General features: G+C 38.7%; 18 protein-coding genes. 1 reads left to right on the top strand and 17 read right to left on the bottom strand.

All coding sequences use genetic code 11. From position 1 onward, the window contains the following. Positions 1-19: 19 nt before the first annotated feature. From FJN11_RS04595 to eno, 6 genes are all read right to left on the bottom strand, one after another. Positions 20-739, bottom strand: a complete 720-nt coding sequence (locus tag FJN11_RS04595; RefSeq protein ID WP_140224182.1) for an ABC transporter ATP-binding protein — start codon at positions 737-739, stop codon at positions 20-22. Positions 740-874: 135 nt separating this feature from the next. Next, positions 875-1615, bottom strand: a complete 741-nt coding sequence (locus FJN11_RS04590; protein WP_140224181.1) for an ABC transporter permease — start codon at positions 1613-1615, stop codon at positions 875-877. Between the two features lie 173 nt (positions 1616-1788). After that, positions 1789-2424, bottom strand: a complete 636-nt coding sequence (locus tag FJN11_RS04585; protein WP_049510724.1) for a TetR/AcrR family transcriptional regulator — start codon at positions 2422-2424, stop codon at positions 1789-1791. Between the two features lie 368 nt (positions 2425-2792). Further along, positions 2793-3335: a ClbS/DfsB family four-helix bundle protein gene (locus tag FJN11_RS04580; protein WP_140224180.1), complete on the bottom strand. Its 543-nt coding sequence runs from the start codon at positions 3333-3335 to the stop codon at positions 2793-2795. A 57-nt stretch (positions 3336-3392) separates the two neighbouring features. Then, on the bottom strand, positions 3393-3887 hold the full coding sequence (locus tag FJN11_RS04575; protein WP_061589742.1) for a YkgJ family cysteine cluster protein: 495 nt from the start codon (positions 3885-3887) through the stop codon (positions 3393-3395). Positions 3888-4016: 129 nt separating this feature from the next. Next, positions 4017-5318, bottom strand: coding sequence for a surface-displayed alpha-enolase (gene eno / locus FJN11_RS04570; protein WP_140224179.1), 1302 nt, complete (start codon positions 5316-5318; stop codon positions 4017-4019). 163 nt (positions 5319-5481) lie between these two features. On the opposite strand from eno, the gene FJN11_RS04565 reads away from it, so the two are divergent. Further along, entirely contained in the window at positions 5482-5928 is a 447-nt protein-coding gene (locus FJN11_RS04565) for a YueI family protein (protein ID WP_140224178.1), read from the top strand. On the opposite strand, the gene FJN11_RS04560 is transcribed toward FJN11_RS04565, so the two are convergent. The 11 genes from FJN11_RS04560 to FJN11_RS04510 all read right to left on the bottom strand — a co-directional run bounded on the left by FJN11_RS04560 (position 5925) and on the right by FJN11_RS04510 (position 22157). Next, positions 5925-7040, bottom strand: coding sequence for a glycerate kinase (locus tag FJN11_RS04560; protein ID WP_125430155.1), 1116 nt, complete (start codon positions 7038-7040; stop codon positions 5925-5927). The two genes, FJN11_RS04565 and FJN11_RS04560, sit on opposite strands and share 4 nt — an antisense overlap. Before the next feature lie 8 nt (positions 7041-7048). Beyond that, a complete protein-coding gene (gene serB, locus FJN11_RS04555; RefSeq protein ID WP_140224177.1) occupies positions 7049-7693 on the bottom strand; it encodes a phosphoserine phosphatase SerB in 645 nt (214 codons plus the stop codon). Between the two features lie 58 nt (positions 7694-7751). Continuing rightward, the gene (gene glgA, locus FJN11_RS04550; protein ID WP_140224176.1) at positions 7752-9185 is read right to left on the bottom strand and encodes a glycogen synthase GlgA; all 1434 of its coding nucleotides are present in this window, start codon (positions 9183-9185) and stop codon (positions 7752-7754) included. Then, positions 9182-10321, bottom strand: coding sequence for a glucose-1-phosphate adenylyltransferase subunit GlgD (gene glgD / locus FJN11_RS04545; protein WP_140224175.1), 1140 nt, complete (start codon positions 10319-10321; stop codon positions 9182-9184). The genes glgA and glgD overlap by 4 nt, the downstream gene beginning before the upstream one ends. Continuing rightward, positions 10311-11453: a glucose-1-phosphate adenylyltransferase gene (locus tag FJN11_RS04540; protein WP_020902830.1), complete on the bottom strand. Its 1143-nt coding sequence runs from the start codon at positions 11451-11453 to the stop codon at positions 10311-10313. Before FJN11_RS04540 ends, glgD begins: the two co-directional genes overlap by 11 nt. Further along, on the bottom strand, positions 11443-13371 hold the full coding sequence (gene glgB / locus FJN11_RS04535) for a 1,4-alpha-glucan branching protein GlgB (RefSeq protein ID WP_140224174.1): 1929 nt from the start codon (positions 13369-13371) through the stop codon (positions 11443-11445). The genes FJN11_RS04540 and glgB overlap by 11 nt, the downstream gene beginning before the upstream one ends. Before the next feature lie 313 nt (positions 13372-13684). Continuing rightward, entirely contained in the window at positions 13685-15964 is a 2280-nt protein-coding gene (pulA, locus tag FJN11_RS04530; RefSeq protein ID WP_140224173.1) for a type I pullulanase, read from the bottom strand. A 116-nt stretch (positions 15965-16080) separates the two neighbouring features. Next, on the bottom strand, positions 16081-18039 hold the full coding sequence (ligA, locus tag FJN11_RS04525) for an NAD-dependent DNA ligase LigA (RefSeq protein ID WP_140224172.1): 1959 nt from the start codon (positions 18037-18039) through the stop codon (positions 16081-16083). A gap of 92 nt (positions 18040-18131) precedes the next feature. After that, positions 18132-19310, bottom strand: a complete 1179-nt coding sequence (locus tag FJN11_RS04520; protein WP_140224171.1) for an MFS transporter — start codon at positions 19308-19310, stop codon at positions 18132-18134. Between the two features lie 79 nt (positions 19311-19389). After that, positions 19390-20253 carry an XRE/MutR family transcriptional regulator gene (locus tag FJN11_RS04515; protein ID WP_140224202.1) on the bottom strand — a complete coding sequence of 288 codons (864 nt, stop codon included), beginning with the start codon at positions 20251-20253 and terminating at the stop codon, positions 19390-19392. A 2-nt stretch (positions 20254-20255) separates the two neighbouring features. After that, a complete protein-coding gene (locus FJN11_RS04510) occupies positions 20256-22157 on the bottom strand; it encodes an ABC transporter ATP-binding protein (RefSeq protein ID WP_140224170.1) in 1902 nt (633 codons plus the stop codon). Positions 22158-22198 lie beyond the last annotated feature (41 nt).

Raw genomic sequence — 22198 nt, 5'->3', positions numbered from 1 at the left:
CTAATCTACCTCATAATTCTTAAATTTCATTTAGAAAATGTGACATAAAATATTCTTCTAAGTCAATATTCTCTCTCCTAAGCTCTTTCATAGAGACCTGTTCTAGCATTTGTCCATTTTTGATAACACCAATCTTATCTGCTATCTGTGAAATTTCCGATAAAATATGACTTGAGATGAATATTGTAACACCACATTCCTTAGAAAGAGACAACAAAAGATTCCGAATTTCTTGAATTCCTATTGGATCTAAACCATTGATTGGTTCATCTAAAATTAACAATTTAGGTTTTGTTAGGAAAGCCCGAGCTAAACCAAGTCTCTGTCTCATTCCTAACGAAAACTCTTTTACTTTTTTAGTCGTATTTTTTAATCCGACCATCCTTAAGGCTCTTATTATATCTGATTCGGTAATATTTTTCCTCATATATTGCGCGTGAATTTCCAAAATTTCTTTTGCTGTGAGGTTTTCATAAAAAATTGGTGTTTCAATAACACTTCCAACCTGACTTAGAATCTCCTCTCTGTGATCTTGTAAATTTTTTCCAAAGATTTCAATACTACCAGATGTAACAGTTGATAAGGATAACATACATTTCATTAAAGTTGTTTTCCCTGCGCCATTTGGTCCTAAAAATCCATAGATTTCTCCTTCAGCAATTTGAAGGTTGATACCACTTAAAATTTCTTCTTTATCAATTGTTTTAAAAACTTCTTTTATTTCAACAATATTTCTCATTTCTATCTCTCTTTCTATATCTAGCTTTAAATGCAAGAATTTTTCTCCCGGAGCATAAATACTAACTTATACAGTCTCTTTTTTTATATAAATCATTAAGGAATTATCACTTTCCTTCAATTAAACTCAGGTATGCTACTTGATACTAATATCTTGTCTTGAAATATTAGAAATTGAAAATGAAGTAATCATTAAACTTATGAAACTTGCAAATATCAAAAAGAATAAGTTATCAGCAATATTATTAGATAAACCTCCTGGACTTACATTCGAAAGTAACGCTGCTAAACCAAGTCCTGAAAGCATTGTTATAGCTATTGAATGCCTAATCATACCTAAAACAAAAGGTAGTATTCCGATTAATACTGTTCCAACCGTAATTCCAGCTAAGTTAATCATTTGATTCGCTACTGGGATATAATTTGATTCAGTTACAACAGCCATGAATCTAATGAATAATTGAATCACTAAATGTGCAGAAAAATGGGCAATAAATGCTATTAGAATGACTGAAAGAATTTTTCCCCAAAGTAACTTTATTTTAGAAATAGGGTAAGAAAACAACTGAAAAATTGTTCTTCGTTTAAATTCATCAATAATAATCGTAGATAATAAATAAGATTCGAAAATCAAAAATGCTACTTTTGTAAATAAATATGAAAACAATGAAGCTACAATTGCCCAACCTTCCCATTTACCAGTAATTCTAATAACATTAGAATCCTGTCCAGTGAATTCTCCTAGTTTATTGTCAGTACCTAAACCCATAATAATGATTGCTGTAATACCTAACACTATAAATATAGTACACAACCAGGCTAAAAATAATTTAGATTTAGAAACTTTATTTAATTCAATTTTAATAAGCGACAACATAGATTATTTCCTCCAAAAAATTTTGTTAATATTAATTACACTATTTAAAAAGCATTTTACATACTTCTGGTATGTAAAAAATTAAAAAAAGAAACATACTAAAGGTATGTATAATAGAATTTTTAATACCATATCTAGAATATGGTATTTTAAAAAATATCTATATGTAAAACTTATTTGGCACTTTTTAAGTGATCAAATAAGTTGAAAATCACCTCCATCATTTCATCAGAAATCAACTGCACCCCTAGTCCTTCAAAAGTAAGTTTAATGAAATTCATTTTACGCTTTAATTCTTCTACTGAATAAATAGAAATTTGGAACCCAATCCAAATATTCAATGTTAAAACAATCAAATCAGCTAGCTCTTCTGGATATTCTGTTTTAATTGATTTATCTTCAACACCTTCGAAAACTTTTTCTCTAATCCCTGGTAAAAAATCAGAAAATAAATTTAGATACTGTTCACCTAATAAACGTGGACTTCTTAACATAATTGAAGCTGAGTATACAAGCCTTTGTTGTTCTAAATTAGAGAACGCATCCATCAAAGAATTTTGTATTTTTTCTAATGCAGTATCTCCTCTCCAATTGTAATTTAAAATTTCCTGATTATTTTCGCTAATGATTGATTGCAATATTTCATCTTTAGACTCGAAATGATGATAAATAACACCTTTTGTCAATCCACCTAACCCATCGATTATATCTTGTATTGAGGTATTATCAAATCCTTTTTCTAAAAATAAATCTTTCGAAACTTCTAATATTTTTTTTCTAGTTTCATGTGAGTTTCTATTCCTTGCCATTATAACTCCTTTTCAACATACTAACGGTATGTAATCTCATTATAATGCAAGAAACTAATAATGTCAAGATTCTTTTTATCCCCTCTAATTTTCAAAATTCATTGGCAAACTACTATCCTATACAATTGACAGCTCAAATCTTTCAGAATAGAACAATCCTAACTATCGAACATCCTATCTTCATAAATATATATATAATTCTAGACCTAGAATTCCTATAAACTAAATGTTTTCGCACTATTCTAAGCCATTGATTGCCTTAAATTTTAATTTTTGAAGAATTCTAAAGCTAGAATAGTCCAAAAATGACGATAATGAAGCTATTCGAAGCTTAGAAGGACCTTTGGTGAATTTCAATAGCACTTCAACTAGCTATTCTTACAATTTCTCTGATGAGCTTTGAGTTTTTTCAGAGCCCAATCATAGTGGCTTGACGTGCTACTAACAAAGTAAGAACCTAGACTTGTTCCGCCAGTCCACTTATAGACACCTTTGGTAAAGAGTTCGTCATTGCTAAAAACTTCTATCAACTCTAAAACCTCTCTATGTGATTGTTCTAGGAGTCTAGTCGCTTCTTCTAAAGACGTTTTCTGGTGCTTCTTCCAAAAAGCGACATTCATTTCCCCATAAGTTTTCCAATTATAAGGTTCAGGGAGAAAAGGTCTTTCGTGATCTTTTTGATTAGAATGAACCCAAGTCAAAAGCAACTGATGCCATTCATAAAGATGGATCAAGACATCCCGTAGATTTTTATCCCTTTTCCAGTGAGCTTCTTTTTTCTTTGGCTCTCTTGAAAAATCAAATGGAGTCTGTAGCTCATCTTCACTTAGTTGGGAGATCAAACGATTGAGCTTTTCATAGTTTTCCTTAGAGGCCAGCATTAGCTCCTCTTTTGTTTTCGGTCTAGGCACAGGAGTACTCCCTTCATATCTCTAGTTATTATTAGAGATTTTTTATCCTTTAAATCTCTATAACTTATCCTTTAATTTCTCAACAAAGAGATAGGCTGCTGGACAGGTCAAAGTATTCTTAATCGTCAAATGGTTGATTTGATGGATCTTTTTGCGATCTGTATGAGGAAATTCACGACAGGCCTTTGGACGAACTTCATAGATGGAACAGAGATTATCTCCTCCCAGAAAGGGACAAGGCATGGATTTAAAAACCTTATCACCATCTTCATCTACTTGCAAAAACTCTGCTTCAAAAGCTGGTAATTTCATCTTAAAATACTTGGCGATTCGTGTAATATCCGCTTCTTTAAAGTCAGGCCCCAATGTCTTGCAACAGTTGGCGCAGGCCGTACAATCAATCTCCGTAAAAACTTCTTGGTGAATCTGTTGAGCTATCTTATCTAGATTTTTTGGTGGTTTTTTCTTTAGATTTGCTAAAATTTTACGGTGCTCCTTTTGCTTTTGCAAGGCTAGCTGGTGGTAATACTCAATATCAATTTCTTTAGACATAATTTCTTTCTAATTCACGTATTTTTGTCTATTATACCATAAACACTGCCCCTTTTTTGCCCCCTGAACAGAAAAAAAGCCCTTCGGATAAAAGCCGAGGGGCTTAAAACGTTGTTAAATCAACGATTATTATTTCAAGTTGTAGAATGATTTCAATCCACGGTATTCAGCTACTTCACCAAGTTGGTCTTCGATGCGAAGCAATTGGTTGTATTTAGCGATACGGTCTGTACGTGAAAGTGAACCAGTCTTGATTTGTCCTGCGTTAGTTGCAACTGCGATGTCAGCGATTGTTGAATCTTCAGTTTCACCTGAACGGTGTGATACAACGGCAGTGTAACCAGCTTCTTTAGCCATTTCAATAGCTTCAAAAGTTTCAGTAAGAGTACCGATTTGGTTAACTTTGATAAGGATTGAGTTAGCAGCACCTTCTTGGATACCACGTGCAAGATAGTCAGTGTTTGTTACGAAGAAGTCGTCACCAACAAGTTGTACTTTCTTACCAAGACGTTCAGTAAGAGCTTTCCATCCATCCCAGTCGTTTTCATCCATACCATCTTCGATAGTGATGATTGGGTATTTGTTAACCAATTCTTCAAGGTAGTCGATTTGTTCTGCAGATGTACGAACAGCAGCGCCTTCACCTTCAAATTTAGTGTAATCGTATACTTTACGTTCTTTATCGTAGAATTCTGATGAAGCACAGTCAAATCCGATAAATACGTCTTTACCTGGAACATATCCAGCAGCTTCAATCGCAGCAAGGATAGTTTCAACACCGTCTTCAGTTCCTTCGAAACGAGGAGCGAATCCACCTTCGTCACCTACGGCAGTTTCCAAACCACGTGATTTAAGGATTTTCTTAAGAGCGTGGAAGATTTCAGCACCGTAACGAAGAGCTTCTTTGAATGTTGGCGCACCAACTGGCAAGATCATGAACTCTTGGAAAGCGATTGGAGCGTCAGAGTGAGAACCACCGTTGATGATGTTCATCATTGGAGTTGGAAGAACTTTAGTGTTGAATCCACCAAGGTAGCTGTAAAGTGGGATTTCAAGGTAGTCAGCAGCAGCACGAGCTACAGCGATAGACACACCAAGGATTGCGTTTGCACCCAATTTACCTTTGTTAGGAGTACCGTCAAGAGCGATCATAGCACGGTCGATAGCTTGTTGATCACGTACATCGTAGCCAATGATAGCTTCAGCAATGATGTTGTTTACGTTGTCAACAGCTTTTTGTGTACCAAGACCACCGTAACGAGATTTGTCACCGTCGCGAAGTTCAACTGCTTCGTGTTCACCAGTAGAAGCTCCTGATGGAAGCATACCACGTCCGAAAGCACCTGATTCAGTGTAAACTTCTACTTCAAGTGTTGGGTTACCGCGTGAGTCTAGGACTTCGCGAGCGTAAACATCAGTAATAATTGACATTTTTTACTCTCCTTATGAGTTAAATTTTTTACACCTCTATAATACCTTAAAACCCCTCCTTTTTCAAGAAAAAACGTTATCTTTGTGCAAATTTTCCTTAACTTTATAAAGTAATCGCTTTCTTTTGTCTGTTTTATTCTAACTTTTATGATATACTGTTTTCATGACAGATTTATCAAAACAATTACTTGAAAAAGCTCATGGTGGGCCAAAATTAAATCCGGATGAGCAAAGACGCTATCTTGGCACTTTTGAGGAAAGAATTCTTGGATATGCAGATATTGACACAGCAAATAGCCCTCAGTTAGAAAAAGGTTTTTTATCTATTTTAGAAAACCTTCAGGAAAAAGCAGAGCCACTATTTGTGAAGATTTCACCAAATATCGAATTTGACAAACAAGTTTTCTACTTAAAAGAAGCTAAAGAAACTGATAGTCAAGCTACCATTGTATCTGATGAGCATACTTCTTCTCCTTTTGGCCTGATTATTCATAGCAATGCACCAGTACAAGTAGAAGAAAAGGACCTTCGACTTGCTTTTGCAAAACTTTGGGAAGATAAAAAGGAAGAACCAGCCAAAACATCCATCTGGAAGAAATGGTTTGGCTAAATCTTGTGCATATTTAATAAATGTCCTATATTGGCAGCCGTGTGCTCCAAATAGAGACGGGCATTTTTCAAACTATCTTCTAGAGGTTCACTTTTCTCCAAAATTGAAAAAGCCGCTTGGATATTTTCAAATGGTAGGGAAGGTAAATCTTCAGCAAGACTACCACAAATAGCAATGACAGGAACTCCGACAGGGGTTCTTTTTGCTACGCCTATAGGCGCTTTCCCAGCAAAGCTTTGACAATCTAGTCTTCCTTCTCCAACAATAACCAAGTCAGCATTTGAAACTTTCTTATCAAAGTTGATCAAGTCCAGGCACGTATCAATTCCAGACACGATATTTGCCTGAGCAAAGGCACACAAACCGCCAGCAATGCCTCCACCAGCTCCTGCTCCTTTAATTTCCAATGTTACAGATGAGGCTTTTTCATAAAAATCTTGGATTGCCTGATCTACGACTGCAAACATAGTAGGATGTAAACCTTTTTGTTTGCCAAAAGTGTAGGTCGCACCTTGAGGACCACATAAGGGACTCACGACATCTGCTAAAATACGAATTTGAACATCTTCAGGAATTTCATAGCGATTTTCTGTTGACATCGATGCTAAGTTTAATAAGGACTGACCGCAAGCCGGCAAGACATTTCCATCCCTATCATAAAATCGATAACCTAAACCAGCAGCAATCCCAATTCCTCCGTCATTACTGGCCGTGCCACCAACACCGATATAGATATCTTTAATCCCTTTAGCAATTAGATGGCGAATCAACTCTCCGATACCACGAGTTTGGATTTGAAGTGGATTTCGTTTCTCTATCGGAATCTTTCCAAGGCCAACCAAGTCGGCAACTTCAAATAGAGCCAGTTCCCCTTTTTGAAAATAGCGCATTTCTTCTTTTTGTCCAAAAGGTCCTGTCACTTGGATCCATTTTTCTTCAAGGTCAATAGAATGTCGAATAGCATCTACTGTACCTTCGCCACCATCACCAACAGGACAGAGGAGACATTCTACATCTGCTATCGATTGTTGGAAGCCTCTTTTAATAGCTTCAGCCACCTCTTCAGCAGTCAAGCTTTCCTTAAATGAATCTGGTGCAATTACAATCTTCATATTTTCCCTCATTCTAAACAGTCAATCAAAGGAAGTACTTCTAAAAGATCCCTCTTGTCAACATGATGTTGTATTTCTTTTTTGAGCACTTCTTTGGCACAAAAGGCGATTCCTAGTCCCGCAGACTTCAACATTAATAGGTCATTGGCCCCATCACCGATTGCAATCGTTCTTTCTTTAGGAAGTTTTAGTTTCTCTCTCCATTGTTCCAGAGTCTCTTTTTTAACCTCGGGACTGATAATTTGTCCAACTAATTTTCCTGTTAGAAGACCGTCTTTGACTTCAAGTTGGTTGGCAGAAAAATAGACAATTCCAAAAGATTTTGCTAATCTCTCAACTATTGGAGTAAATCCACCGGACACCAGACCGACTAGGATGCCATTCTTTTGGAGAATAGAGATAAATTTCTGGGTATTTGGTGATGGATGAATAGAGTCGAAAACTTTATCAAATACAGAAACAGGAAGACCTTCCAACAAGGACACTCTTTTTCTTAAACTGCTTTCAAAGTCTAACTTTCCTCGCATTGCCCGACTTGTAATCTGCGAAATTACTTCCTCACAACCTGCCTCTCTACCCAAAAGATCAATCACTTCTTCTAGGATTAAGGTCCCATCAACATCCATGACACACAAGCCTTTTACTTGAGACATCAGTTCTCCTTTCTAAATAGCCTAAAAATCGTATGAAGTGATCATACGATTTTATCTATTAATTAACTAAGCTTTGGTACAAGTCTAGATATGACTTGCAGGCTGTATCCCATGAGAAATCACACTCCATAGCTTGTTTTTGTAGATTTCTCCAAACGTCAGGATGGTGTCTATACAAGTCCAATGCTGTTTGGAAAGTCCAATTTAACCAATAAGGAGATAGATTGTCAAAGCTAAATCCAGTACCGTTTCCTTCGATTGGATTGAAGGCTTTAACTGTATCTCGCAAACCACCAACTTCATGGACCAATGGCAAGGTTCCGTAACGCATAGCCATCATCTGAGACAAGCCACACGGTTCAAAACGACTTGGCATGAGGAAGAGGTCACAAGCAGCGTAGATTTCTTGAGCAAGTTTGACATCAAAAGTGATATTTGCTGATAGCTTGTCTGGGTAAATCTGAGCAAACCATGAGAAAGCACCTTCAAAGGCTGGATCTCCAGTTCCCAAAAGAACAATCTGAACATCATTTTGCAAGATATGGTGAAGACTTTCGACCACCACATCAAAACCTTTTTGACGTGTCAAACGAGAAACAATTCCCACCAGTGGAACGTCAGCTCTAACTGGCAAGCCTACTCTCTCTTGCAATTTTGCCTTATTTTGGGCTTTTCCAGACAAATCTTCCTGATTAAAATGATAGTCTAAAAGAGCATCCGTCTGAGGATTATAAAGATCAGCATCAATCCCATTCACGATACCAGATACCTTGCCAGATTCCATTCTAAGAATCTGATCCAAGTTACATCCGAACTGACTGGTCATAATTTCATGAGCATAGCTAGGTGAAACTGTTGAAACACGATCCGCATAAAGAATGCCAGCCTTCATCCAGTTTAAACAGTTATTCCAGCGAAGGGTTCCATCTGCGTACCGTTCAAAGCCAACTCCAAACAAATCCCATAACATTCCTTCTGAAAATTGTCCTTGGAATTCTAAGTTATGAATGGTTAAAACTGTTTTAATTCCCTCATAGGCTTGAATCCAACGGTATTTTTCTTTCAACAAGAAAGGAATCATAGCTGTATGGTAGTCATGAACATGGAGAAGGTCAGGAATAAAGTCAATCCTTTCCATAGCCTCAATGGCAGCCAGTTGGAAGAAAGCGAAACGTTCCCCATCGTCAAAATCACCGTAAACATGACCACGGAAGAAATAATATTGGTTGTCAATAAAGTAGAAGGTTACACCGTTTAAGACGGTTTTCTTAATCCCACAGTACTGTCTGCGCCAACCAACACTCACCTCAAAATGAAGAACATCTTCAATCTGATTTCCAAATTTAGCCTCTACCATGTCATAGTAGGGTAAAATCACTGCAACTTCGTGCCCAGATTTTACAAGTGATTTGGGAAGAGCGCCAATAACGTCTCCCAAACCACCTGTTTTTGAAAAGGGTGCACCCTCTGCTGCTACAAATAAAATTTTCATGAATGAATATCCTCTTTTACTTTGCTACCTTTCTTAACGACAACTGGATGTTCTGCCGTTCCTCGAATCACAGCACCAGGCTCAACTTCAACACCCTTGTCCAAGATAGCATATTCGACCTGAGCCCCTTCTCCAATAACAACACGAGGGAAGAGTAGGCTATCTTTAACCAGGCTATCCTTATGGACATGAATATTACGTGATAGAACGGAATTAGCCACTTGACCTTCAATGATACTACCAGAGGCAAACTGAGAAGTACTTACCTTAGATGTATTGGCATAGTAAGTTGGCTCTTCGTTTTTGACCTTTGTATAAATCTTTTGATTTGGTGAGAAGAGAGAGTAGAATTTTTGTGATTCAAGCATATCTTTATTAGCTTGGTAATAAGACTCTACAGAGTGAATATTTGCCAAATAACCTGTGTATTCGTAGGCAAAAGCACCTTCTTTTGCAGCCAAATCTCGTAAAACATAACGCAATTTCTCTGGATGTTCTTTCTTAGCTTCTTCTTCTAAGCGTTCAATCAACCAAGGTGTATCTACGACAAAGATATCTGTGGACATATTGTAAACTTCATCTGTTGATTTGCTGTCAAAGAGTTTGTGAGAACGAACATGGTCAGTTTCATCCACTTCCAAGATTGCATTTACTTCTGAAATGTCTTTCTTAGCTAGTTTTTTATAAACTACAGTAATAGGCCCTTTTGTTGTACTGTGTAGGTGGAAAACTTGGTTCAGATCAATATTAATCAAAACATCACAGTTAAGTGACACTGTTTGGTTTGAGCCGGAACGTTTCAAATAAGTAAGAAGCTGTTGGTAGTATTCTTTTCCAACTGTACTACTTTCCACACGGGTATTGTAAATACCTAGATAGTAGTGGCTAAGAAGAGTTGACAATCCCCACTCACGACCAGAACGGATATGGTCAAAGACTGAACTGATATTGTCTTGTTGGAAAATACCGAAAATGCTACGCACACCAGCATTAGCAAGACTTGAGAGCGGGAAGTCGATCAAACGATATTTACCACCAAATGGCAAACTAGCTACTGGACGGTGGTCGGTCAATGTTGACATATCATGAAAACCAACTGTGTTTCCTAAAATGGCAGAATATTTATCAATCTTCATCTGTTGCTACCCCCACTACTTCATCATATCCTACAACTTGTACTTCTTCTGTTCCATCAATTTCGACACCATCAGAAATAACTGCACCTTCACCAATAATGGCACGTTTGATTTTAGCTCCCTGACCGACAATTGCACCACTCATGATAACTGAATCTACTACTTCTGCCCCTTCGCGAACTTGCGCACCTGTTGAGAGGATAGAATGTTTAACAGTTCCATCTACGAAACAGCCATCGACAACCAAGGAATCTTCCACATGAGCATTTGCCCCAAGGAAGTTTGGTGGTGAAATTAAGTTTCTTGAGTAAATCTTCCATTGACGGTTACGGCTATCCAAGGCATTTTCTGGTGAAATATATTCCATGTTAGCTTCCCAAAGAGACTCAATCGTACCAACATCTTTCCAGTAACCATTAAATTCGTAGGCATAAACACTTTCACCTGACTCAAGGTAATTTGGAATGACATTTTTACCAAAGTCTGACATATCGACATTGCTCTTTTCAGCAGCAACGAGCATATTGCGGAGACGTTGCCAATCAAAGATATAGATCCCCATAGAAGCTTTGGTAGATTTAGGTTGAGCTGGTTTTTCTTCAAATTCAACAATACGATTGTTTGCATCTGTATTCATGATACCAAAACGGCTAGCTTCCTTAAGAGGAACATCAAGAACTGCTACTGTCAAACTAGCATTATTATCCTTGTGTGACTGGAGCATATCATCATAGTCCATTTTGTAGATGTGGTCCCCAGATAGAATCAAGACATACTCAGGGTTGACACTGTCGATATAATCAATATTTTGGTAAATAGCGTGGCTAGTCCCCTCAAACCAACGATTTCCTTCACTTGCAGAATAAGGTTGAAGAATAGAGACACCTGAATTGATACCGTCTAGTCCCCAACTTGAACCATTCCCAATATGATTGTTGAGAGCAAGTGGTTGGTACTGTGTAATGACTCCAACATTGTTAATGCCTGAGTTGGCACAGTTTGAAAGAGCAAAGTCAATGATACGGTAGCGCCCACCAAATTGCACAGCTGGTTTTGCAATGCTTTGAGTGAGTTTACCGAGACGAGTTCCTTGCCCACCAGCAAGAATCAAAGCTAACATTTCATTCTTCATTTTCTACTCCTTTTTGGTTTTTACTTGTGACTGTTTTAGTAGGTTTCAAGCGACGTTTGATTTTCCAAACACTTGCTCCCATAGCCGGTAGGGTAAAGGTCAAGGTCTGCTCATAATCTTTCCATAGTCCTTCTTGCGTTTGAACAGTTTGATTATGTTCTTTCCAAACGCCTCCCCACTCTTCTAACTCAGTATTCCAGACTTCTTCGTAAATCCCTGCAACAGGAAGTCCGATTGTAAAATCTTTTCGTTCAACAGGTGCCATATTAAAGATACAGACTAACATATCATCCTTCTTACCCTTACGGATGAAGGAAAGAACACTCTGGTCTCGATTATCCGCATCGATGATTTCAATACCATCATAACTATTATCAATTTCCCACAGACAGCGATGGTCTTTGTAAAACTGGTTTAGCTGAGAAGTGAAATACTTCATCTTCGCATTTATTGGATCTTCTAGGTTTGACCATTCCAACTGTTCTTCAGATTTCCATTCTAGGAATTGCCCATATTCACTACCCATGAAGAGCAATTTTTTACCAGGGTGACAAATTTGGTAAGTGTAGAGATTGCGTAAACCTGCAAATTGATTGTAGCGATCTCCCCACATCTTGTGCATCATACTCTTCTTTCCATGAACCACTTCATCGTGCGAGAATGGTAGGAGATAATTCTCCTTGAAGACATACATAAAGCTGAAAGTCACCAAATTAAAGTCATATTTACGGTAAATCGGATCTTCTTCGTAGAAACGGAGGATGTCATTCATCCAACCCATATTCCATTTGTAGTCAAAGCCAAGACCATCTGAATCCTTGGTGTCCGTAATCTGAGTAGCTGATGAACTTTCCTCAGCTATCATCATAACGTCTGGATGAGCTTGTTTAATGATATCGTTCAAACGTTTTAAGAAATAATATCCCTCGTAGTTGAGATTACCACCATCTTTATTAGGCGTCCATGGAGCATCATCGTAGTCAAGATAGAGCATGTTGCTAACCGCATCCACGCGAATACCGTCCAAATGGTAAAAGTCAATCCAAAACTTAATACTAGAAATCAAGAAAGACTGGACTTCATTCTTTCCAAGGTCAAAATTGAGTGCTCCCCAACCGTAGTTATGAGCCTTATTATGATCTTGGTATTCAAAAGTCGGTGTCCCATCATAGTAAGCCAAGGCATCATCATTAATAGTAAAGTGACCAGGTACCCAGTCTACAATAACGCCAATATTGTTTAAATGGCATTCCTCAACAAAATCTTGAAATTCTTCAGGACGACCATAGGCATGCTCTAGAGCAAAGTAACCCATAAGCTGATAGCCCCAACTCAAACCTAGTGGGTGAGACATCAGGGGCATAAACTCAATGTGAGTATAATTCATCTCAACCAAGTAAGGAATGAGTTCATCTTTCAATTGAGCAAAAGTATAGGGGCTACCGTCAGTATTTCTCTTCCAAGAGCCAGCATGAGCCTCGTAAATATTGACAGGACGCTCTTCAAAGCTCAAGCGTTTTCTACGAGCTAGCCAGAGACCATCCTTCCATTTCTTTTCTGGAATATCTGTTAAAATAGCCCCAGTACCAGGTCGTGCCTCATATCGAACAGCCAAAGGGTCAATCTTCATCAGCTGATGACCATTTGCACGCGTGATATGGTACTTATAAATTTGGCCTTCTTGAGCAAGACTGGTAAAGACTTCCCAGACTCCAAATTCATTCCGTTCCATCAGAATTTGATTTTCAACCCAATTGGTGAAATCCCCTACCAAGTGAACAGCCTGAGCATTAGGCGCCCAAACTCGGAAAGTATAGCCATACACACCATTTTTTTCCTCCCTATGAGCTCCCAGATAGTGCTGGAGGTGAAAATTTTCACCTGTCATAAAGGTTTTTAAAGCATTATTCTTATCCATACACCCTCCTGTTTCTGTAAGCGTTTTCTATAGATTTATTATACTACCTTTTTAGGGAAGATTCAAGTAAATTACGGAATTTGCAAAAAAATCTTTTGAAAGTCTTCAACAAATTCACTGATGTGTTCACTTGTAAATCAAGAAATTTTCAGAAACGCTATGAAAACGAATTGTTTTTTTATAATACTATCATAAAGTTCGTTATTTAGCTAACAAAAATATAATTTAAAGTAAAAAAATAAATCAGGAAACGAATCTCCTGATTTTATTAACAGATAAAACACCACAAATGAATTTAAATTGTAAATCTATTCTACAAAACTTTAAAGACGCTGGCACTGACGCCACCAACCATGTCTTTATCACTTAAATGGCTATTGGTCACCAATAGTTCTAGATTTCCAGCATTTTCAAACTGGAAGTTTTGCCCTTTAGCATTAAATACAATCAGTAAATGTTCTTCCCCTTGAATCTCATAGACAATCCAACCACTATGTTCATGGGCTGAATGAACAAAAACATGATGGTAAATCTCATCATAAGTTGGGTAAGAAAAGGCACTGCTTTCTGTCTTCAATCGAATCATCTGACGGATAAACTCAATACTATCTTGACGCTCATTAATCAAGTCCCAGTTGACTTGGTTCACACTGTCAGGAGCGTTATAGCTATTCATAGCACGTTCTCTATCATCATGGGTCAGCTCACCATTTTCACCAGTCGCAACCAGTTTGGTACGACCAAATTCTTGACCGATTTCCATAAAGGCCATCCCTTGCATGAGTAGGTTCATAGCTGTGGCTGTCTCAACCTTGCGCATGATTTGTTCTGAACTTTGGTCTGGATGTAGGGTTGCCAACAAATCGTGAAGATTGTAATTGTCATGAGCCTCTACATAGTTAAGCACCTGATTTGGATGTGTATAGGTGCATAATTCACGACTTCCTAGGATTGCTTTAGCTAGAATTGGCTCCGTAGCAGCACCACTAACAAAACCTGACTTGATAGCACCATAAACTTCTCCACCTTTGACAGCATCACGCTGATTGTCGTTAAAGAAACCGATATTTGGCATCTGGTAGGCATTGTCTTTCTTAGCCTTATCATAAGGTGCAAGACCTGTTCCCATATCCCAACCTTCTCCATAAAGGATAATGTTAGGGTCAATTTCATCCAAGCTCTGACGAATCATCTGCATGGTCTTAACATCATGAATCCCCATCAAATCAAAACGGAAGCCGTCAATATTGTATTCCTGCACCCAGTATAGAAGAGAATCAATCATGTACTTGCGGAACATTTCGTGTTCACTGGCTGTTTCATTTCCAACACCCGTTCCATTCTGGAAGGTACCGTCTGGGTTCATACGATAATAGTAATCAGGGACAGTTGTTTGGAAAGGTGCATCAACAACTGAGAAGGTATGGTTATAGACCACATCCATAATGACACCAATGCCTGCATCGTGATAGGCTTGAACCATGGTCTTCAAATCACGAATAACCTGGGCGGGATCATCTGGGTTTGTTGAAAGGCTCGTTTCTGGTGCGTTATAGTTTTGTGGGTCATAACCCCAGTTGTAGGTCACATTCCCATCCGCATCGTATTCTTTATGACGGTCTGCAATTGGTTGCAACTGAACATAATTGTAGCCCAGCTTCTTGATGTAATCAAAAGCAGTTGACTGACCGTACTGGTTAACTGTTCCAGTTTGAGCAGCACCCAAGAAAGTTCCTCTAAGATGTTCATCTACACCTGAGGTCGGTGATTTGGTCAAATCACGAATGTGCATTTCACAAATAACTGCCTTACATGGATTTGCCAAGCGCCAAGTAGCATCAGAACCGTTCTTAACCTCAAAGTTTTCAACTTGCTTTTCTGCATGGCTAAGGATAGCTGAACGTTTGCCATCAGGACTGGTCGCAATTGTGTAAGGATCACGTGTCAATGTTTGGTGATGGGGGAATTGAACTTGATACTGATAAGCTTTGCCAGTCAAATCTTCCTCAACATCCAAACTCCAGACACCGATTGTATTGTTCTTATGATTATAGGAGTAGCTATTGCCTCTCTCCATCTCAAAGGTCTTCCAAACAGGAGCATTATTAGTAGCTGATTCATAAACGACAACCTGCACTTCTGTCGCTGTTGGAGCCCAAAGAGAAAAATGAGCCTGATTGCTCTCTAAACGGCAACCCAATTCCCCTTGGTAACCCCAATGATGGTCAAAACTAGCACTGTTAATAGCCTTGTCAAAGGCAAAAGGATTTTGATTTTTATAGAAAGGACTTGCAATAGCAGGATTTTCAGAGTAATAAATCCTGTCATCCCCTTCCAAAATCCAGACCTCTGTTAAGAGGGGATAGTGATTAAATCGGATAGCATATTCTTTACTGGTTTGGCCTGTATGAACCACAAAATTCAAACTTTCTAAGGCATGAGCGCTTGGGTGTTCAAAACTAAATAAAGCACCAAAATAATCTTCTTTGTAGGTCAGCAAATCAATTCGCTGGTCCTGACTTTTTACAAAAGAACAAGTGTCGTATTCTCCATTCTTGCGATGGTAATGAATGCGCATAGGGTAATTAAACATTTCTTATTTTTCCTTTTTACTTCTATTTTCTTTCTATTTTTCTAATAAAATCTTTACCGATTTTGTCCCGATTAACAAACTAGTTATACTGTCTAAACTCTGATTTTTAACAATCATTACAGACTTTCTAGCCAAGCTTCGTCTCGAACCTCGATACCAAGTTCTTTTGCCTTTTGAAGTTTACTTCCAGCATCTGCTCCTGCCACGACTAGGTCGGTCTTTTTAGAAACACTGCCTGTCACTTTGGCACCCAGACTTTCTAGTTTGATTTTAGCTTCTGAGCGCTTTAGCCGTTCCAATTTGCCAGTCAATACAACTGTTAAACCTGACAAGGCTGCATCCGCTACTACAATCTGTCCTTTATAGTCCAGATTGACTCCAGCTTCTTTTAATTCTCTGAGGAGAATTTCAGAGCCTTCTGTCGCAAAATAAGTCTGAAGACTTTTGGCAATCACACCACCCAAACTTTCAATACTAGCCACTTCCTCTGGATCTGCCTGAGCCAGATTTTCGATTGAATGAAAATGTTGAAGTAACAGCTGACTGGCCTTGCTTCCGACATGGCGAATTCCCAAACCAAACAAGAGTTTCTCGGCAGAATTTTCCTTAGATGCTTGAATGGCTTGATACAGTTTAGCAGCGGACTTTTCCTTAACCCCCTCTAAAAGGAGGAAATCGTCTTCTTTCAAACGGTAAATATCTGCCACATCCTTGACTAGATTAGCAGCAAAGAGTTTCTCAACTATAGAAGGACCAAGGCCTGTAATATTCATGGCATCTCGAGAGGCAAAGTGAATCAAGCCTTCCATGATTTGAGCAGGGCAACGCGGATTGATACAACGGAGAGCCACTTCATCTTCAAAGTGCAACAAATCAGAGTCACAACTTGGACAGTTTGTAGGGATATCCAGTTTTTCTTCAGAAACCCGTTTTGACTCTACCACACGTAAAACAGCAGGGATGATATCTCCAGCCTTATAAACGATAACCGTATCATCTTTTCGGATATCTTTTTCAGCGATATAATCCACATTGTGTAGGGTCGCACGGCTAACAGTTGTACCAGCTAGCTGAACAGGGGTCAGATTGGCAGTTGGAGTCACAACGCCCGTACGGCCAACTGTCCAGTCAACCGACAGGAGTTTAGCTTCTTTTTCCTCAGCAGGAAACTTATAGGCTACTGCCCACTTTGGAGCCTTAACGGTAAAACCAAGTTCTTCTTGACTTGCTAGGTCGTTGACCTTGATCACCACCCCATCGATATCATAAGGGAGATTTTCCCGTTCTTGTCCTACTTCTTGGATAAAATTCCAGATTTCATCTATGTTTTCAGCCAAGATTCGCTTTGGATTAACTACAAAACCTAGTTGTTCAAGGTGCTTCAAAACCTTTTCTTGGCTGTCACGAGTTGAAGGGCTGGCTTCTTGATAGAGAAATGTGGCAAGATTGCGCTTGGCTACTACTGCTGTATCCAGCTGACGCAGTGTGCCTGCTGCAGCATTGCGAGGATTAGCAAATTCAGGCTCTCCATTTTCTTGTCGTGCTTGGTTGACCTGGTCAAAAGAAGAGCGTGGCATATAACATTCCCCACGAACTGTAATATCAAGTTCTTCTGGCAAGGTCAAAGGAATGTCCTTAACACGTTTGAGATTTTCAGTGATATTTTCACCAATAGAACCATCTCCACGTGTTGCCCCAGAAACCAAAATCCCCTTTTCATACGTCAGCGAGATAGATAAGCCATCGATTTTCAACTCACAAATATAGGTCGGATGAGCCACTTCCTTACGAACACGCGCATCAAAAGCTTCAAGCTCCTCACGTGAAAAAGCATCCTGCAAACTATAAAGAGGATACTGATGACTGTATTTTTCAAAACCATCTAAAATCTTGCCACCAACACGATGGGTAGGACTATCTGCTAACACTTGATCTGGATAGGCAGTTTCTAACTCAACCAACTCTCGGTAAAGGCGATCATACTCACTGTCTGAAACCGACGGATTATCGCTGGTATAGTACTCAGTCGCATAGCGATTGAGCAAGGCGACTAACTCATTCATTCTTTTATTCATAAAACCATTTTACCATAAAACAAGCCCTCCTCACAAACGAGAAGAGCGGAAAAAATACTTAGATTGGAATTATTTTTAAAACTCAAGCAGCTTTATATCAATTTTTCAAAATGAGTTCGAACATAAATAAACGATATACAAGACAAGATGATAACACCACTTCCAATTATCAGGAAAGAAGAGAGATGTACACTTGGCAAGACTGTCATAAATCCTTTTGCAATAGGCATAAATAGAATAGCTAAGGTAAAAATTGTACTCAGTACCCTCCCAAGAAATTCGCTCTCAACCTTGGTTTGTACTCGAGTAAAAAAGTGAATATTAAAAATCGTCATAAACAATTCACAAACTAAATTTCCAGAAAAGGAAAGAAAAGTTGCCAGTGGTAATCCCATCATAAAAACTCCGACACCTGTCAAAGCTAGTAAAATCAAAAGATTATAAACATTAGCTTTAATTTTACTAGCTAGAAGAGCCCCAATGATGGAACCAATAGCCCCCATAGTTAAAATACTTGCATACGCTCCTTCTGACCCGTAAAGCTGATTCGAAAAGGGAAGCAAAAACTCAAAAGCCGCAAAAAAGAAATTAACGCTGGAAGCCACTAACAGAAGAAAGAAAATCTCTTTTTGATGCCAGATATAGTGCAAGCCATCTTTGATATCCGCAAAAATATCTTTCCCAGTAAAAGGTTTCTTATCTTGAACCATTGGTTCTTCTTTTGGAAGTAAGGCCACTAGAACAAATGCTATAAAAAAAGTCAAAGCATCTAGTAAGAGCGTCAGATGGAGACTTGCGAATTGTAAAACCAGAAAAGAGAGTACAGGGGAACTAACACTGACAACCTGCAAGACCAACTCCAAACGAGAATTGTAGAGGACCAGTTCATCCTTCTCTACCAATTCTGTGATAATGGCCTTATTTGCAGGTCTAGAAAAGGCAAAAGCAATAGCCTGAACAATGTTGGCAAAAATCAAAGCCCCAATCATCCAGCTATCATTCCTTATGAAAGAAATAGCCAGACAAAGAATTCCACAAACAAGGTCTGCCACCATTAAAATCTTACGACGAGAAAAACGGTCTGAAATGACTCCACCAAAGGGATTTACGAGAATAGATGTGACGAGTTCAGAGATCTGATACATTCCTAAAACTGTCTGTCCGATAGTTCCCATGGAAGCCAACCAAACACTATTTCCATAATCATAGAGCATATTCCCTATCTTGTTAACAGCTCCACGGCTAATCAACTGTACTGCATAGCGATTCATATAAAAACTCCTCTCAAATTTTGAAACTATTGTATCAAAACTGAAAGGAGCTTTTTATTTTTTCCCTTATTTGGGAAAATTAATCTTTGACAAATTTTTCGTAGTGTTCTTGATAGTAGGCTACTTGCTCTGGAAGACCTAGTAGGTCAAAAATACGCAAGGCCTCTTGCATCTGCTTACAGCCTTCTTTACACTGTCCTTTTTGGTACAAGGAAAAGCCTTTTAGATAATGGAAAATATTACGCTCATACAGTTTGATCCCTTTACCAATAATCTTCTCTGTATAAGTCTCAAAATAGCTTGCATTTTCGAAAGAAAGATGCTCTAAACAATGCTGGTAACAATTAAGGGCTAAAATCAAGACCAGTTTTCTATGGCGACCAATTTCTTGATAAAATCCCTCCCTCTCCATAACTTCTCTACCAATCCGAGTGACATAGTCCACATCGTAGAAACTATAGAGGTTCCCGAAAAGAATCAACTCATACATTGTCCATTCTTCTGTCTTAAAGAGATAATCTGCTACCTTATCTAAATCATCCTGCTCCATATGATAACTCGAATCTCTTTGACAAATCAGACCTTGTAGCAAAATCCAGTTCAGCTCAAAATAAAGGAGATTCGTCGAACTCTTAGCCTTTTCAAGTTGTTCTCTTTGAAGCTTTTGAAAACCTGCAATATCATTTGAATAGTAAAGGGGCACAATTTGTCCCATCATGGCAACATGTTCATGATAATGGAAATCCCTAGCCTTATCCATGAAATTTTCGATTGTGACATGAATGTTATCCAAAATCTCAAAGAAACGTGAAACTGCTATATCAGACTCCCCAAGCTCAAATCGAGATAACTGGGAGGTTGAACAGGACTCCCCTGCCGCCTCCTTTAAAGAATAATTTCTACTTGTTCGAAATTCACGAAATACTTTTCCAAGATGTTCCATCTTTACACCTGCTCTGATAATTCTTCCCATTCAAGCATGGCTTCTTCCTGACGGTGGCTGATTTTGTCCAGCTCAGCCTGCAATTCCATGAGTTTACCTGCATCGTTTGTTTCCAACATTTGTTCAGAAATGGCTTGGCTTTGACTTTCTAACTCTTCTATTTCAGCTTCTAGATTTTCAATTTGTCGCATGAGTTTGCGAACCTCTTTTTGACTTTCTTTCTGGGCTTGGTAGTCATTGACTGGACTTGCTTCTTTTACTTGATTGCTAGTTGAAGCTTCCAAAGCCTGAGTCATTTCTACTTCTGCTTTCTTCTCAACATAGTAGTCGTAGTCTCCAAGGTAGAGAGTCGAGCCATTCTCAGACAATTCCAAAACATGAGTTGCCACACGATTGATAAAGTAACGGTCATGGCTGACGAATAGAAGAGTTCCATCAAAGTCAATCAGGGCATTTTCCAACACTTCCTTGCTATCAATATCCAAGTGGTTGGTCGGCTCATCCAGAATCAAGAAGTTGTTGTTTTCCATAGACAATTTAGCCAAAAGCAAACGAGCTTTCTCGCCCCCAGACAACATGCCGACTGATTTTTTAACATCATCTCCTGAGAAAAGGAAGGAACCAAGACGATTACGAATTTCAACTTCTGGCGTCAGCTTAAAATCATTCCAGAGTTCATCCAGTACAGTATTACTTGGTGTCAACTTGCTTTGGGTTTGGTCATAGTAACCGACCTCAACATTGGCACCAAAGCGCTTTTCACCCTTGATAAAAGGAATCTGCTCCACAATAGATTTGATAAAGGTTGACTTTCCAATGCCGTTTGGTCCAACAATAGCAACAGCATTCATTTTACGAAGGTCTAGGTTGATAGGCTCTGACAGTACTTCCCCGTCATAGCCAATAGCCGCATTTTCAACAGTCAAGACAACATTACCAGAGCTTTTTTCCGACTGGAAGGTCATATTGGCTGCTTTCTTGCCAGCTTTAGGCTTGTCCAAACGTTCCATTTTTTCTAGTTGTTTACGACGGGATTGGGCACGTTTAGTCGTTGAAGCTCGGACTAGATTGCGGTTGACAAAGTCTTCTAGAGCAGCAATTTCCTTCTGTTGCTTTTCATAATTTTTTGCCTCAGTAGCTAGTTTTTGCTCTTTCAACTCGACAAAACGAGAGTAATTGCCCACATAGCGATCCAAGGAATGCTTGGTCAAATCCAGCGTAATCGTCGCAACCTTGTCCAAGAAGTAACGGTCGTGGCTGACAATAATGAGGGCACCACTATAGTTTACCAAGTAATTCTCTAGCCAGGCTATGGTTTCAATATCCAAGTGGTTGGTTGGCTCGTCCAAGACCAAGAGATTTGGCTTTTCAAGAAGCATTTTGGCCAGCGCCAGACGGGTATTTTGACCACCCGAAAGCTCAGCAATTTTCATCTGCCACATAGACTCGTCAAACTTGAAACCATTCAAAATCGCTCGAATATCAGCTTCATAGGTAAAGCCACCTGCTTGGCGAAAATTCTCAGATAAGCGGTCGTAATCTGACATCAGTTTATCCAAATCCTCACCAGACTTTTCACCCATCTCCAACTCCATCTGACGAAGTTGTTTCTCAGTCCGACGCAAGTCATCAAAGACATAAAGCATTTCATCGTAGATGGTATTTTCAGACTCAAAACGGCTATCTTGGGCTAAGTAAGACAGAGAAATATCTTTTTTCTTATTGATTTCTCCACTAGTTGGCTCCTCTTCTCCAACTAAAATCTTCAAAAGAGTAGACTTACCTGCTCCATTTTTCCCAACAAGGGCAATTCGATCTCGTTCATCAACCTGCAGGTTGATATTATCAAAAAGAACCTCTCCTGCAAAAGAACGTTCAATTTTATTAGCTTGTAAAATAATCATAAACCTATTTTACTATCTTTTTCTATTTTATACAAATGCAA

It is taken from the genome of Streptococcus symci (assembly GCF_006385165.1).
Taxonomy (GTDB): Bacteria; Bacillota; Bacilli; order Lactobacillales; family Streptococcaceae; genus Streptococcus; species Streptococcus symci.
The sequence above is the reverse complement of the archived record's forward strand: the minus strand, read 5'-3'. Positions and strand labels throughout refer to the sequence as shown.